Annotated in this window: 19 protein-coding genes and 1 tRNA gene; 4 read left to right on the forward strand and 16 right to left on the reverse strand. The window is 32.7% G+C overall.

Going from position 1 to position 13,389, the window contains the following annotated elements:
- The first annotated feature begins 59 nt into the window (after positions 1–59).
- Both ATE47_RS11845 and ATE47_RS11850 read left to right on the forward strand, forming a co-directional pair.
- Positions 60–713 carry a ComF family protein gene (locus tag ATE47_RS11845; protein WP_062163541.1) on the forward strand — a complete coding sequence of 218 codons (654 nt, stop codon included), beginning with the start codon at positions 60–62 and terminating at the stop codon, positions 711–713.
- A 142-nt stretch (positions 714–855) separates the two neighbouring features.
- Positions 856–1,542, forward strand: coding sequence for an alpha/beta fold hydrolase (locus ATE47_RS11850; protein ID WP_062162165.1), 687 nt, complete (start codon positions 856–858; stop codon positions 1,540–1,542).
- Between the two features lie 67 nt (positions 1,543–1,609).
- Here the strand turns inward: ATE47_RS11850 and upp are convergent, their stop codons facing one another.
- Positions 1,610–2,263: a uracil phosphoribosyltransferase gene (gene upp, locus ATE47_RS11855; protein ID WP_062162166.1), complete on the reverse strand. Its 654-nt coding sequence runs from the start codon at positions 2,261–2,263 to the stop codon at positions 1,610–1,612.
- 233 nt (positions 2,264–2,496) lie between these two features.
- On the reverse strand, positions 2,497–3,807 hold the full coding sequence (gene der / locus ATE47_RS11860; RefSeq protein WP_062162167.1) for a ribosome biogenesis GTPase Der: 1,311 nt from the start codon (positions 3,805–3,807) through the stop codon (positions 2,497–2,499).
- 284 nt (positions 3,808–4,091) lie between these two features.
- Here der and ATE47_RS11865 point away from each other — a divergent pair.
- Positions 4,092–4,162 (forward strand) — tRNA-Gln (locus ATE47_RS11865).
- A gap of 751 nt (positions 4,163–4,913) precedes the next feature.
- Positions 4,914–6,011 carry a S41 family peptidase gene (locus tag ATE47_RS11870; protein ID WP_062162168.1) on the forward strand — a complete coding sequence of 366 codons (1,098 nt, stop codon included), beginning with the start codon at positions 4,914–4,916 and terminating at the stop codon, positions 6,009–6,011.
- 164 nt (positions 6,012–6,175) lie between these two features.
- On the opposite strand, the gene ATE47_RS19255 is transcribed toward ATE47_RS11870, so the two are convergent.
- The 14 genes from ATE47_RS19255 to ATE47_RS11925 all read right to left on the reverse strand — a co-directional run bounded on the left by ATE47_RS19255 (position 6,176) and on the right by ATE47_RS11925 (position 13,387).
- Complete coding sequence (locus ATE47_RS19255) at positions 6,176–6,322, reverse strand: hypothetical protein (RefSeq protein ID WP_185097089.1); 147 nt, start codon at positions 6,320–6,322, stop codon at positions 6,176–6,178.
- Between the two features lie 420 nt (positions 6,323–6,742).
- Positions 6,743–6,919 (reverse strand): hypothetical protein, encoded by a 177-nt coding sequence (locus tag ATE47_RS19260; RefSeq protein WP_185097090.1) that lies wholly within the window; start codon positions 6,917–6,919, stop codon positions 6,743–6,745.
- A 26-nt stretch (positions 6,920–6,945) separates the two neighbouring features.
- Positions 6,946–7,107 carry a hypothetical protein gene (locus ATE47_RS19265; protein WP_185097091.1) on the reverse strand — a complete coding sequence of 54 codons (162 nt, stop codon included), beginning with the start codon at positions 7,105–7,107 and terminating at the stop codon, positions 6,946–6,948.
- 116 nt (positions 7,108–7,223) lie between these two features.
- Positions 7,224–7,568 (reverse strand): RHS repeat-associated core domain-containing protein, encoded by a 345-nt coding sequence (locus tag ATE47_RS11875; protein ID WP_062162169.1) that lies wholly within the window; start codon positions 7,566–7,568, stop codon positions 7,224–7,226.
- A gap of 474 nt (positions 7,569–8,042) precedes the next feature.
- Entirely contained in the window at positions 8,043–8,504 is a 462-nt protein-coding gene (locus tag ATE47_RS11880) for a hypothetical protein (RefSeq protein ID WP_150114826.1), read from the reverse strand.
- A gap of 10 nt (positions 8,505–8,514) precedes the next feature.
- Positions 8,515–8,994, reverse strand: coding sequence for a hypothetical protein (locus ATE47_RS11885; protein ID WP_062162171.1), 480 nt, complete (start codon positions 8,992–8,994; stop codon positions 8,515–8,517).
- Between the two features lie 37 nt (positions 8,995–9,031).
- Positions 9,032–9,445: a hypothetical protein gene (locus ATE47_RS11890; protein WP_062162172.1), complete on the reverse strand. Its 414-nt coding sequence runs from the start codon at positions 9,443–9,445 to the stop codon at positions 9,032–9,034.
- A gap of 376 nt (positions 9,446–9,821) precedes the next feature.
- Entirely contained in the window at positions 9,822–10,283 is a 462-nt protein-coding gene (locus ATE47_RS11895) for a hypothetical protein (protein ID WP_062162173.1), read from the reverse strand.
- A gap of 42 nt (positions 10,284–10,325) precedes the next feature.
- Positions 10,326–10,787 (reverse strand): hypothetical protein, encoded by a 462-nt coding sequence (locus ATE47_RS11900; RefSeq protein ID WP_062162174.1) that lies wholly within the window; start codon positions 10,785–10,787, stop codon positions 10,326–10,328.
- An 18-nt stretch (positions 10,788–10,805) separates the two neighbouring features.
- The gene (locus tag ATE47_RS11905) at positions 10,806–11,435 is read right to left on the reverse strand and encodes a hypothetical protein (protein ID WP_062162175.1); all 630 of its coding nucleotides are present in this window, start codon (positions 11,433–11,435) and stop codon (positions 10,806–10,808) included.
- The gene (locus ATE47_RS11910) at positions 11,402–11,833 is read right to left on the reverse strand and encodes a hypothetical protein (protein WP_062162176.1); all 432 of its coding nucleotides are present in this window, start codon (positions 11,831–11,833) and stop codon (positions 11,402–11,404) included. Before ATE47_RS11910 ends, ATE47_RS11905 begins: the two co-directional genes overlap by 34 nt.
- Before the next feature lie 223 nt (positions 11,834–12,056).
- Entirely contained in the window at positions 12,057–12,404 is a 348-nt protein-coding gene (locus ATE47_RS11915; protein ID WP_062162177.1) for a hypothetical protein, read from the reverse strand.
- 12 nt (positions 12,405–12,416) lie between these two features.
- Positions 12,417–12,938, reverse strand: a complete 522-nt coding sequence (locus tag ATE47_RS11920; protein WP_062162178.1) for a hypothetical protein — start codon at positions 12,936–12,938, stop codon at positions 12,417–12,419.
- 83 nt (positions 12,939–13,021) lie between these two features.
- Positions 13,022–13,387, reverse strand: coding sequence for a hypothetical protein (locus ATE47_RS11925; RefSeq protein ID WP_062162179.1), 366 nt, complete (start codon positions 13,385–13,387; stop codon positions 13,022–13,024).
- Positions 13,388–13,389 lie beyond the last annotated feature (2 nt).

Raw genomic sequence — 13,389 nt, forward strand, 5'->3', positions numbered from 1 at the left:
ATAATTTCGCTGTTTCCATTTCCAACAATTATATTATCTTCGCGGTACAACACACACAAATGATTTTAGATACTTTCTTTCCGAACCGTTGTATCCATTGCAACCGGATTATTGATGCCGACCTGTTGGTCTGCAGTCTTTGCTTTGAGCAAATTCATTTTACACATTTTAATTATTTTAAAGATAATCCGGTAAAAGAAAAATGTAAACTGCTTTTTCCTGTTGAAAATACTTTTTCCCTGATGCAATTTGAAGAAGAAAATTTGAGCCGGAAAATCATTCACGAATTAAAATACAGAAACCGCGAAAAGACCGGAAAAATTATAGCTGATTGGGTAACTGAACAGTTGGATTTTGAAGATCAAAAGCCTGATCTGATGGTTTCCGTTCCGCTTCACCCAAAAAAATTGAAGGAAAGAGGCTATAATCAATTGCATCTATTCACCGAAACGTTGTCTGATTTTTATAAAATTCCTTTCGATCATGATTTAATTACAAGAAATCATTATTCCAAAGCTCAAGCTTTAAAAGATAAGCAGCACCGGCTGGAAACAAAAAATGATTTTTCCATCACCAAAAATATATCCGGAAAACATGTTTTGCTGATTGATGATGTTTTTACAACAGGAAACACTTTGTCTACCATTGCATGGGAAATTTTGAAGGCCGGAGACAATAAAATAAGTGTTCTGGTAATGGCGATGGATGTTTAAGGTTATAATTTTGAGTTATGAATTATGAGTTATGAATTATGAGTTATGAATTATGAGTTATGAGTTGAAACTTCTACCATCATTGCTTTCATGTTTTTAATTCCGATTCTTTTTCTTAATTTTCCGGGACAAACTAATGATTATGCTACATCTTATTTTACTACATGGAGCTTTGGGTCACAGCGAAATTTTTGAACCTTTTATAGAAGAACTTTCAAAATATTTTATTATTCATACGCCTTTATTTTCCGGACACGGAAATATTGACCTTCCTGAAAATGGGATAACTATTGAAAAATATACTGAAGAACTGGCAGAATACATTAAAAAAGAAAACTTAAAAGATGTTTATATTTTCGGGCACAGCATGGGTGGTTATGTTGCGCTTTGCTATGCCAATCAACATCCTGAAAATGTAAATTCCATCATGACTTTGGGTACAAAATTCGACTGGACGGAGGAACAGGCTTTAAAAGAAAGTAAAATGCTTAATCCGGATGTTATTGCTGAAAAAGTCCCGAAATATGCTGCTCTTTTGGAAAATCAACATGGTGAAAAATGGCGACAACTGCTTCCCGCTATTGCAGAAATGATGATTTCTCTGGGTAAGAATCCGCCGTTGAAAAATAACTTAACAACAATCAATATTCCGGTTCAGATTATGGTTGGAGATCAAGACAATATGGTGACTCTTGAAGAAAGCATGGAGGTTTACAGAAGTCTTCCCAACGCAAAATTGGCCGTACTTCCCAATACGAAACATCCGATGGATAAAGTAAGGGGTAATTTATTGTTGAATTTAATGAAGGATTTCTGGAATCTACATTAATGTTTGAGATTAATTTAACGCAAAGTTCAAAGGCGTTAACACTCAGCTAAGAACTCAAAGGTTTCACTCATCTCTGAAGTTTTTCTCCGTAGCTTAAATCTCCGGCATCGCCTAATCCTGGTGTGATGTAGCCTTTTGACGTTAAATTTTCATCAATTGCTCCTACCCATATTTTTGCGTTTGGATATGCTTTTTCGATGGTTTCAACGCCTTGTTTTGAAGCAATAGCTGCAACAATGTGGAGTTGGGTTGGGGTTCCGTTGGTTAATAAATCTTTTATCGCTTCAATTAAGGATGCACCGGTTGCCAACATGGGATCTGCAACAATTAGTGGCCTTCCGTCGATGTTCGGGCAGGTCAGATAGTCCTGTTTAATTGAGAAATAATCATTCGCGTCATGTTTTCTGTATGCTGCTACAAATCCGCAATCCGCTTTATCAAAATAATTTAAAATCCCCTGAAAAAGAGGCACTCCAGCTCTTAAAATAGTTGTAATAACGGGCTGAACAGCAATTTCTTTACTCCTGATTGTATCCAAAGGAGTCTGAATTTCGATTTCTTTTTGTTCTAAACTTTTACTGATTTCAAAAGCAGCAATTTCCCCGATTCTTTCCATATTTCTGCGAAATCTCATTCGGTCGTGCTGGATTTCAACGTTTCTGAGTTCATTGATCCAGGAATTAACTAAAGAAAACTGTGTTGATAATACAACTGTGTTCATTGTTTGAAAAAATTTTAATCTAATTTATAAATTTTAATCTGAATAAGTAGTAGAAATAAGTAGTGATGCATTTTTTAAAACATGTTGAAAGGCACAGCCCGACTTGAGTGGAGCACATTTTGTAGTTTTTGGAAGGGGAAAAGCATTGGCAAAACTATAAAATTGCGGGAACGGAAGGCGGAAATAGCTGCCAAAAAAAAATCCCTCTTAGAAAATCTAAAAGGGATTGTAATTTATTTCTGTCTGAAATATACTTCGATCGGAACTCCGGTAAACCCGAATTCTTTTCTCAATTGATTTTCAGTAAATCTTTTATAAGGTTCTTTTACGTATTGCGGTAAGTTACAGAAGAATACAAACTGTGGTGACGGCGTTGGAAGCTGTACACAATATTTGATTTTAATGAATTTTCCTTTATTCGCCGGTGGTGGAGTTCCTTCAAAAATCGGAAGCATTACTTCATTCAATTTTGAAGTTTTGATCTTTTTCTTACGGGCTTCATAAACCTCCATCGCTACTTCAACGGCTTTTAGAATTCTCTGCTTCGTTAAAGCTGAAACAAAAAGAATTGGAACATCACTGAACTGACCGATCTTATCTTTAATTGATTGCTCGAAATCACGTACCGTATTGGTTTTCTTATCTTCAATAAGATCCCATTTATTCACCACGATTACAATACCTTTTCTGTTTTTCTGTGCTAAACCAAAGATATTCATATCCTGAGATTCCCATCCTAAAGTAGCATCCACCATAATGATTACTACATCGGAATATTCAATAGAACGTATAGATCTCATCACAGAATAGAATTCAAGATCCTCAGAAACCTTAGATTTCCTTCTCATTCCGGCAGTATCTACCAATACAAACTCATGTCCGAATTTGTTGTAAAGAGTCTGAATACTATCTCTTGTAGTTCCAGCAACATCCGTTACAATATTTCTGTCTGCATCTAATAAGGCATTCGTTAATGTAGATTTTCCTACATTAGGACGGCCTGCAATGGTAATTTTAGGCAGCCCCTCAAATGGATCTTTATAATCTGTAGTCGGGAAATCTCTTACGATATCATCTAAAACCTCTCCTGTTCCGGAACCTGTTGCAGACGATAAAGTGTAATATTTGTCAATTCCTAACTGATAGAACTCAGTAGCATCAATTTCTTCCTTAGCAGAATCTACTTTATTGATAACGATATAAACGGGTTTGTTTGCTCTTCTTAAAAGTTCGTAAATTTCGTAATCCGTGTCCGTTAGACCTTCTTCCACGTTCATCATAAAGATGATAGAAGTAGCTTCATCGATTGCTAACTGAACTTGTTTTGAGATTTCTTCCTGAAAAACGTCATCGTTATTCACATCATATCCACCTGTATCGATAACGGTAAAATCTACTCCGTTCCAGTCAGATTTTCCGTAATGACGGTCTCTGGTAACTCCTGCAGTAGAATCTACAATAGCTTCTCTTCTTTCCAGTAAACGATTAAAAAGTGTGGATTTTCCTACGTTGGGACGCCCAACGATTGCAACAATATTCGACATAAAAATGTTTAATAATTTAATTATTAATGGGTTTCTCCAACTCTTGGAGCCCAATTTTTTGCAAAGATAAGGGTTTTTATTTAATGACCCGGAAATTAATAATTAGCCTTAAGTTGAACAGAAAATTACTTCATTATGAACCTTTATTTGAACACGAATTCCACATTATAAATAAAACTTTGTCTATCAATAACAAAGGGCTTATCCCGACTTTTTTATACAATTAATTTTCAATTTAGATTTTTATTTTTAAAATAAATTCTATAATTTCGCGTCATAGAAACAGACCCATGGTGTAGCGGTAACACTACTGATTTTGGTTCAGTCATCTGGGGTTCGAATCCCTGTGGGTCTACAATTTAACAACAAACCACTTGATTTTCAAGTGGTTTTGTTTTTTTTCTAGTTAATCGTTAGCCAATAAGTTTATTTTTAAATAATTTAATGATATTATTAATGCCTAAATAATGATTAAACAAATGAGATTGTAGAAACTCAAGATACAGGTTGCTCTCATATTATGTGACACATTTTTACACTAACTTTTATGGTATCAAATGATTTATAACACCTCAAATCATGTTTATTACAGGACATAAACAGAAAGATATTTACCTTATTACAGAAACCTCATCAGACTGTGTTTTATACACTGTAAACTTTCAGAGACTCACAAAAAATATTTTTAGTTAACAAAAGTTATAAACTTAATAATTTTTTAAATTTAGAATTTCTTTCAATCTAAATATATTCTAAAATTTCGCTTTGAACAATTTTATCTAATACGTTATTCGCGTTTGTTTCATACTTTATCACCAGATACATTTGATTACTCCTGACCTGGCAAAAGTCTTTGCATGCCTTTGTAAATGGAAAGTTGGACAGGTATGACATTCTGAAAAGTTCAATTGTGCTTGGAAAAGTAAACGTCTCGAATGCTTTTAAAATCGGTGATAAGGTCAGGTAAAATTTTCATACTATCTTTGTAGTATAGATGAGCTAGAACACAGGATAGTAAAAAATTATAAAAACCTTAAAACGACAGGACATAGCAATCATGCAACCAAAAATTGCATTTATGAGCCATTAACTATATACTCAATTACATGAAAAAAATTCTTCCTATTCTGATTTTACTTCTTCCTTTTACATCATCAGCGCAACAATGCGATTGTTTACTGAATTTTGATTACATGGTTGGTCACGTTAAAACTGATTACGCAGGTTTTAAAGATAAAATTAAAATTGGCAATAAAAATGTCTTCGAAAGTTTTACAACCTCATTAAGAAAAAAATCAATCGAAGCTAAGAATGTCGATTCATGCTATGTTATCCTTAGAACATGGACCAATTATTTCAGAGATAATCACCTTCGAATCCAGCTTGATTGGAGATATAGAAAGAAGTATCCAGAAGCAGTAAAGTTGTTGAACGGACGATTTACTAAACCAAAGAACATTTCAATTTCAATAGGAAAGTTAGAATCAAGGACTAATATCAAAATACTTGATGATGAAACTGTTCTATTAAGATTTCCGTCTTTTGAATGGGGTGAGAAAAAAAACATTGATAGTTTACTGCAAGCTTACGATCAGAGACTGAAGAAATTGCCGAACTGGATTATCGATTTAAGGGGTAATGATGGAGGAACTGATTATGCTTTCAGCGGACTAATACCTTACATCTATACTAATCCAATAAAGATCAAGCCTGATGAATTTCTCTCCTCGAAGGAGAACATTAAGATCTTAAGTAAAAATCTTAAAGATAATGAACTACCACAGGCTGGAAAAGATCTAATAGCTAATTTAATTAAGCTGATGAATCAATACCCAAATCAGTTTGTCAATCCTTCCGGAAAAGATAGCTTCGAAATTAGGCTTGATACTGTATATCAATATCCAAGTAAAGTAGCTATACTGATTGATAGAAATACAGCGAGTTCTGCAGAATCATTTCTGTTAACCGCGATGCAGAGCAGCAAGGTGAAAGTTTACGGAGAAAATTCAGCTGGAATGTTAGACTACAATAACGCTCAATACTTTGATATTCCATGCAAAGATTTCAACTTGGTAATACCTATTGGACGTTCGAAACGCCTTCCTGAAAACCCAATCGATAATATTGGCGTGAAACCCAACATAAAAATTGATGAGGAGGAAGGGGATAAAATAAATTATATCATAAAAGATATGAAAAGATAGTTTTCATCAAGGAAAAACATATTATATATAAATTTAATAGCCTAGGCTGTATTAAATTTTTTCTATTCTTCTAATCTTATTCCGTCGTTTTAGTATTTACTAGTTTGGATTACAAATTAATTAGGGCATTGAATATCAATGCCCTAATTGTAACTTAATAATAATTAAAATGTATTTTTTAATGTGCCTACATAAAGACTTAAAATAAGTAATCCAAAAAATGAAATGATAGCATAGCTAATTACTAAAATGTCAGCTATTATTTTTGTTGTTTTACTAAAACCTTTCACTTTCTCATTAATCTCTTTCATAGGAAGTAAATTTCCAATATCTTAAGCTCATTAGTGAAATAATTGGTAAACAATAGATTATTACTATGTATTTATTCGAAGGTAAGGTGTTCATCTCATAAAAATGATCTAAAAACATCAATACAAATATCAAATTAAATGAAAGTAAGGAACAAGCTCCTATAATCCCTGAAGCTTTATGTGTACCATCTTTTTCAAAATGATGATAAAAATTAGTTATCTGATAGTATATATAATCAATAAGTATCATATTATTTTTTAATAGCCCATGGCTGCGTTAAATTTTCTTTGTTCTTCTGCTCTTACAACATCATTATAGTATTTATTCACAGTGCCTTCAATATGCTACCCTATATCTTTTCCCATTACTCACATAGTAATCCCATTGGCAATAAAATAAGTTCCTGCTATAGCTTGCCCCTAACCTGTTGGTGAAACAGCTAATACAGACATTACAAGATCTAATGAGTTAGATGTAGTTACCTCATTTTGACTAATATCAACGGTTGCTAAACCTATTCCAACACCTCCTAAAACTCTTCCTACAATTTTAGTTCCAGCGGCTAACCTTTGTGCATTCTTAACACTTACTTCCATTATTGGAACATATATTTTTCTAGAGCCTAATATCTTTGGTAATGCTTTTTCAAAACCAAATTGGTAGTAGAATAAGCTTCGCCTGCTCCATATAAAACAGCTCTGTCAGCAGCAGGTTGAAAAACAAACTTATTGGCTGAAAAAGCATATCCCGCCCATTTTCTAAGATCTTGTGAAGTTTTATGCATTTCCGAACCATATTCATAAGACTACATTCTCCAAATATTAAATCCCCAAGTACCCTTCATTTTCATGTCCTAAATCTGACCACCATTTTGCCATCCATCATCAAATGAAATTCCGTTTATGTTTCCTCCATTTGCGAAATAATTGAATACGATGCTGCCGCATTGCCAATAAAGGTGTAACCATTTCCACCGCCTCCACCGCCATCGCTAGGATTTACCCCAAGAAAGTTGGTGGCATAATGAGGTTTAACCGATGAATTAAGGAAACCATACGTCTGACCCGAAGTATCTATAATATTTCCATCCTGATCAAACCATCTTCCGTCTACATCCGAGTAAGAGACAGGATTATTCGCAACATACGCATACGTACTTGTTGAAAAATAATTTTCAGCTAACTGGTCGTTACCGTTCCATCTTGCAATATCCGGCATATAGTCTCTCCAGCCATAGCTGTACATGCCTGTTTCCTATAATTCCTTACCGTTGTACTTGTTGTTTTTATAACTTCCCTGCCCAAAGTAGGAATTCCTTGTTTTGAAATGATTCATCCCAAATGGATAATAATCATTGGAATCTGTAATTTCAAGAGTCCCTGTGCTTTTTCTTGTATAAGAAACCTTACATTTCCCAGCTGGTCTTTGTAGCTATAAATATACTGATCTTTTTACCAACAAAATAAAACGAATAACCATTTAGATTATCCATTTTGATAGTTTATGTTAATTTTCATTATTAGTAATAAAACAATTCTGAAAATATTACTAATTAATCTTTATAATTTATTTTACTTTTAATTTGTTTTTGATATAAAATTATTTGCGGGATAAATAACAACAGAATAGATAATGACACAGGGTTAAAACCTTTTAAAATTGTGAAAAGTATAACAACTATTATTGAGACAATTAATAAAATTGAATTAATTATATAAGCTATTTAATATACCCTTTTTCAGCAAACTCATCCCAACTATCTATAACTTTAATATTATTTTTAACTAATTTTTCTATAAAATTATGTGCATCCTTCGCATTAAATCTAGAATTATTAATATATATGGTATTATTATTAGTTTTAATTTTCTTTAAAAATTCACCATTATCTACAACAATAACTTTTATATCATTGATTTTTATAGATTTAATTGGCTCATAATTAAAAATGAATTTCTTTTTCCATTCAAAAAACAGCTCATCATTTCTGATGGTTATTTTGAGACTTCCTAGACTAAAATAATAAAATAGCAAAATCCAGATAGTTATAAATAAAATAGCAATAATAATTGAATGAGTTTCAACACTTATAAAAATTGTCAATACAAAGAGTATAGGTAATAAAAAGAGACTTAATACAACTCTTGATTGTCTAAAAATTGTGATATTATATTCTTGCATTATTTGAGAATTAAGGTTCATTTGTCAAATCATAAATCATTGTTCCAGTACCATAAACTAAAACACCAATACCAATAGCCCATCCAACAGGATTTGATATAAGCCCAACAGCTACTAAAGCAGTAGTACCTAATCCAACTAATCCGACAGTAGTATCAACAACATCTCTATGACTAAAAACTTCACTGGCTCCACCTTCTTGGTATTGATTATAAACCTTACTAGCCGAATAAGCTGTTGTGACAATTGATGCAGCAACACCTAAATTTTTAAACGCACTAAGATATTTAGTTCCAGTATAACCTAGTGCTCCCAGAGTTCTCAATTCTTGTGCCGTTTTATTTAGAGCATTAAACTCGCTTATTGTTAAACCAGCACTTTTTCTGATACCAGCTTCAAATAATTGTATTTTTACATCATTAGCAAAACCTAAAGCACTCATTTTTTTTGTCACTCCGTCCCACAGCTTTTCCCTTTCATACAACTTCATTTTATGAATTATCTTTTCTTGCGCATATACATCTATTTCACCATCTAACTTGACTGTAACTTAACTGATCTCCGTCTGTCCACCAAGTTGCATATTCTTTAGTAAACGAAATATCGTCTATAGTTCCTCCATTCGCAAGATATTTAAACATCGAGGAGGCTGCATTTCCAGTAAGAGTATAACCTCCGCCACCATCACTTGCATTTACCCCAAGGTAATTGCTGGCATAATGAGGTTTAACCGATGAATTAAGGAAACCATAGGTCTGTCCGGAGGTATCTATAATATTTCCATCCTGATCAAACCATCTTCCGTCTACATCTGAGTAAGAGATAGGATTATTAGCAACATACGCATACGTACTTGTTGAAAGATAATTTTCAGCTAACTGGTGGATACCGTTCCATCTTGCAATATCCGGCATATAGTCTCTCCAGCCATAGCTGTACATGCCTGTTTCCTGTAATTCCCTACCGTTGAACTTGTTGTTTTTATAACTTCCCTGCCCAAAGTAGGAATTCCCCTGTTTTGAAATGATTCATCCCAAATGGATATAATCATTGGAATCTGTAATTTCAAGAGCCCCCTGCGCTGTTTCTTCCATAAGAAACCCTTACATTTCCCAGCTGATCTGTGTAGCTGTAAATATACTGATCTTTCTGATGGCAAAACTAAAACAGGTAACCATTTAGATTACCTGTTTTTTAATTATTTTATTCAAAGCTTACTTCGTAATTTGATTAATAAAGGAACTCTAACAATACTTTGAAACATATCAAACTCATAAACTTTATGCAACAAATGAATTTTCTTATGCATAGATGTTTTCATCCCAACTTCTGCTCGTGGGAAGGAACAGCTGAATCCCATTTCGCTCTAATTTTCAACAATTTAAATAAAAAAAGTATCAATAGTATCATTTCTAATCTTATTGTAAAATGACTATAATAAAAACTTACAGTCATTGAAAATAAGCATAAGACAATACCAATTATAGCATCTAGTACACCTAATTTTATCGCATAATCCTTTTCAAACCATAAGCTATATGCTGTGAAACCGTGTAATATAAATACGAGAAAAACAATCATCCCATAAATAAGTGTATTGTCTTTTGCATTTAACCCGTAAAATTCAAATTCAGTATTTATGTCAAACAGTAATAAAACCATCCTTAAAATCGCTATAAAAGCAGTTGCTATAAATAACCAGCAAAAGCCCCTTATCCACCATGGCAAAAGAGATCTTCGTTTAATAGGTATAATTTCAAAATTACTAAAATCATTCATTATTATAAAATTATTTATTCTCTATATTTTTTGTTATAAACTCTAGTTCGGATCCCAATAAGCAGTACTTGATATTATAAACAGTATCAAACAACTATAGTTGATTATATTATTTTCATAAAAATTAAAACTCATTCTATTATTAGGAAACTCATATTCTTCATTAATACTACCTATTACTTGGTTATTAAGCATAAACTCAGACTTCAAGTACCCTATAAAATTCTCTTTATAGGAGATAGTATCATTTTTTAATTTTAAAAAATTAATTTGCCCTTTTTTAAAATATGAAAAGTCGTAATTCAGATTGTTCGTGATAATTTTAGTTTTGGTAAAAAACAATAAAAAATCATTCTTTTCAAAAACACATAATAAATCATTTTTATTATCATATATAAAATATTTTCTTTTGAAAAAATAGTTTTTACAAATTGTACGAAAAACTAAGCCTTGGTCACTATTAATGTCAATAGACTTTTTTGAAAAAGCTACATAATATTTCATTATTTAGTCATTAAATCTTTATTTAAAACCTATTATTAATTTTACATCTATTCCTAAAAGTGCTTTAAATCCAACTCCTAAATCAGCACAATAAGTACAGGATTCTTTATTACTACCTCTTAATTTACTTTTAAGTCCTATATTTAAAATATCTGCATCTGAACCTTTTTGTGGTGACAAATGGGATTTACCCGGACCAATATTCCCTTCCCATTCAAGATGCCCATTATTTGGATAATATTTTAACAAATCCCCAGTAGTTGGAATTGCATGGTTTGTTACATAATCAACTTTACCACCAACACTCAATTGTTTTGATAATATTTTTATCCCAGCAGCAGCAAAATTATGACCCTTTCCATCACCATAATTTGCATAAAACCCATCACCATAACTCCATCCTAATTTACCTATCTCAGTAGAAAATATACCAGCTTCTGCATTTGCCTGTAAAGGGCCTCCCAATTTTGCTCCAACTTGTACACCCAAACTGCCTGAAAGCTCTCCTTTTAATACAAAATGATCCTGAAAAAAATCACCAATACTTCCCCAAGCAAATTTCAACATATGACTAGTCAAAGTTCCGGAATCCTCCGTAACATTTGTCCACCAACTCATATATCCGTTGTCAAAAGAAATTCCGTCCATAGCCCCCCCCCATTTGCAAAATAATTGAAAACGGATGCAGCAGCATTTCCTGTAAAAGTGTAACCGCTTCCTCCACCGCCATCACTTGGATTTACCCCAAGGTAATTGGTAGCATAATGAGGTTTAACCGATGAATTAAGGAAACCATACGTTTGTCCGGAGGTATCTATAATATGTCCATCCTGATCAAACCATCTTCCGTCTACATCCGAGTAAGAGACAGGATTATTAGCTACATACGCATACGTACTTGTTGAAAGATAATTTTCAGCTAAACTGGTCGATACCGTTCCATCTTGCAATATCCGGCATATAGTCTCTCCAGCCATAGCTGTACATGCCTGTTTCCTGTAATTCCTTACCGTTGTACTTGTTGTTTTTATAACTTCCCTGCCCAAAGTAGGAATTCCCCTGTTTTGAAATGATTCATCCCAAATGGGTAGTAGACGATTTCAAGAACGCCTTCTCCGTTTTTTTTCAAGACTTTTCTAAATTAAAAATCAGGGCATTGATTTCAACACCCTGAATTATTTAACATCTTAATTAAGAGTATAAAAAGGATAAGCCTTTTGTCTCAAAAAAGCTAGCAACTCCAATAATCTAAAAGTACATATTTTGAAATTATATGCCTTTTTTATTAGGATTCCATAATACTCCCAACAATGTTTTTTCTTTGTTATCAAAAAAACAAGATATAAAACCTATTTCTGTATTAATCTGATAAATAAAAATTTTATCTTTTCTATTTTTTAAATTTTCGAGCAGCTTCTCGTAACCTATTACATTGGCTTTTGTAACGTTTTTTTGAATCATATATCTATCGTAGTATACATTAAGGGCATGCTGTGCCTCTAATATAATAGGTTCAGATAATTTTATTAACCTATCCTCTTCAAAAAAATTTTCAAAAATACTATTAAGAATAGGCTTTTCATTTATAATATGCCATTTTAAATTTTGATAATCCATATTGTTAGTTTATTAATAAGCAGTTGGAGAACCTGGGCCTGTTGGTGTTGTTACTGTTGCACCTGTAACTATACCAGGAACCAATACTTCCATTTCATCATAAGCATCTGGACTAGGGACAGTATTTATTATTGGGAAGGTTTTTTTCAAAACTACACCTTGTTGTCCACTTTTATTTGCATGATAATTTGCAACAGCAGGACTCATTGTCCAAGATGTAAATTTACTTTTAAAATTACCTCCATTATGAGCTTCAGGATTACTATGTCCATTTAAATCATATGGCCAAGCTTGACCTTTTAATGCATTTCTATAATCTGGGTGTCCTTTATATACACCTCTATACAACGTAATTCTTTGCTCTCTTCGTGATATATCACCTTCTAATAGTAAAGGTAAAGACCATACACCAGCTCTTAAACCTCCAGCTAATTCCCCTAATACACCTCTAATTGATGTCCAAATTCCGGCTGAAGCACCGCCACCTGTGGGTAACGGCTGTACCATTCCATGCTCCCACAAAAGAATTAACATGGCTCTGCATCTGTGCTCCCCAAAAGAAGCTGCTTCCACTAAAACGGATAATCCTTTAGATCATCCATTGTTATTATTTATTTTTATTGTTCTTGAAAAAAATTCTCAAAAGAATCTCCAAATTCAGACTCTACACCTTTTGCTAAAACGATCCCCGATGAACCTTCTAGAAGAAAATCAGTATCATTATCTATTAAACTATATATATTTTCCATTCTTTTTCCGTTGTAATATTTATTTACCGAAAAATTCGGATTATTCCAAGAAAAATTACCTCGAATATATTCACAACTAGCCATTACTATATAAGCAACTTCATCACTCATATTAATTGATATTCTAATTGCCAATCTTTTATGAGTAATATCGTATAGCCATAATTGTGCTTTACTCCCATTTAATTTATTTAAAATTCTATTTATTTGACTTAAGTCCGTTACTATTTCCATAA

The sequence above is a fragment of the Chryseobacterium sp. IHB B 17019 genome, assembly GCF_001456155.1.
Classification (GTDB): domain Bacteria; phylum Bacteroidota; class Bacteroidia; order Flavobacteriales; family Weeksellaceae; genus Chryseobacterium.

Coding starts and splice junctions, on each gene's coding strand:
- ATE47_RS11915 (WP_062162177.1), bottom strand. CDS start 12,404: ATGGATTATCAAAATTTAAAATGGCATATTATAAATGAAAAGCCTATT.
- ATE47_RS11845 (WP_062163541.1), top strand. CDS start 60: ATGATTTTAGATACTTTCTTTCCGAACCGTTGTATCCATTGCAACCGG.
- ATE47_RS11895 (WP_062162173.1), bottom strand. CDS start 10,283: ATGAATGATTTTAGTAATTTTGAAATTATACCTATTAAACGAAGATCT.
- ATE47_RS11885 (WP_062162171.1), bottom strand. CDS start 8,994: ATGAAGTTGTATGAAAGGGAAAAGCTGTGGGACGGAGTGACAAAAAAA.
- ATE47_RS11890 (WP_062162172.1), bottom strand. CDS start 9,445: ATGTACAGCTATGGCTGGAGAGACTATATGCCGGATATTGCAAGATGG.
- ATE47_RS19255 (WP_185097089.1), bottom strand. CDS start 6,322: ATGAAAGAGATTAATGAGAAAGTGAAAGGTTTTAGTAAAACAACAAAA.
- ATE47_RS11920 (WP_062162178.1), bottom strand. CDS start 12,938: ATGTTAATTCTTTTGTGGGAGCATGGAATGGTACAGCCGTTACCCACA.
- ATE47_RS11875 (WP_062162169.1), bottom strand. CDS start 7,568: ATGTACAGCTATGGCTGGAGAGACTATATGCCGGATATTGCAAGATGG.
- ATE47_RS19260 (WP_185097090.1), bottom strand. CDS start 6,919: ATGGAAGTAAGTGTTAAGAATGCACAAAGGTTAGCCGCTGGAACTAAA.
- ATE47_RS11850 (WP_062162165.1), top strand. CDS start 856: ATGCTACATCTTATTTTACTACATGGAGCTTTGGGTCACAGCGAAATT.
- ATE47_RS11870 (WP_062162168.1), top strand. CDS start 4,914: ATGAAAAAAATTCTTCCTATTCTGATTTTACTTCTTCCTTTTACATCA.
- ATE47_RS11905 (WP_062162175.1), bottom strand. CDS start 11,435: ATGGACGGAATTTCTTTTGACAACGGATATATGAGTTGGTGGACAAAT.
- der (WP_062162167.1), bottom strand. CDS start 3,807: ATGTCGAATATTGTTGCAATCGTTGGGCGTCCCAACGTAGGAAAATCC.
- ATE47_RS11880 (WP_150114826.1), bottom strand. CDS start 8,504: ATGCAAGAATATAATATCACAATTTTTAGACAATCAAGAGTTGTATTA.
- ATE47_RS11900 (WP_062162174.1), bottom strand. CDS start 10,787: ATGAAATATTATGTAGCTTTTTCAAAAAAGTCTATTGACATTAATAGT.
- ATE47_RS11925 (WP_062162179.1), bottom strand. CDS start 13,387: ATGGAAATAGTAACGGACTTAAGTCAAATAAATAGAATTTTAAATAAA.
- ATE47_RS19265 (WP_185097091.1), bottom strand. CDS start 7,107: ATGCATAAAACTTCACAAGATCTTAGAAAATGGGCGGGATATGCTTTT.
- upp (WP_062162166.1), bottom strand. CDS start 2,263: ATGAACACAGTTGTATTATCAACACAGTTTTCTTTAGTTAATTCCTGG.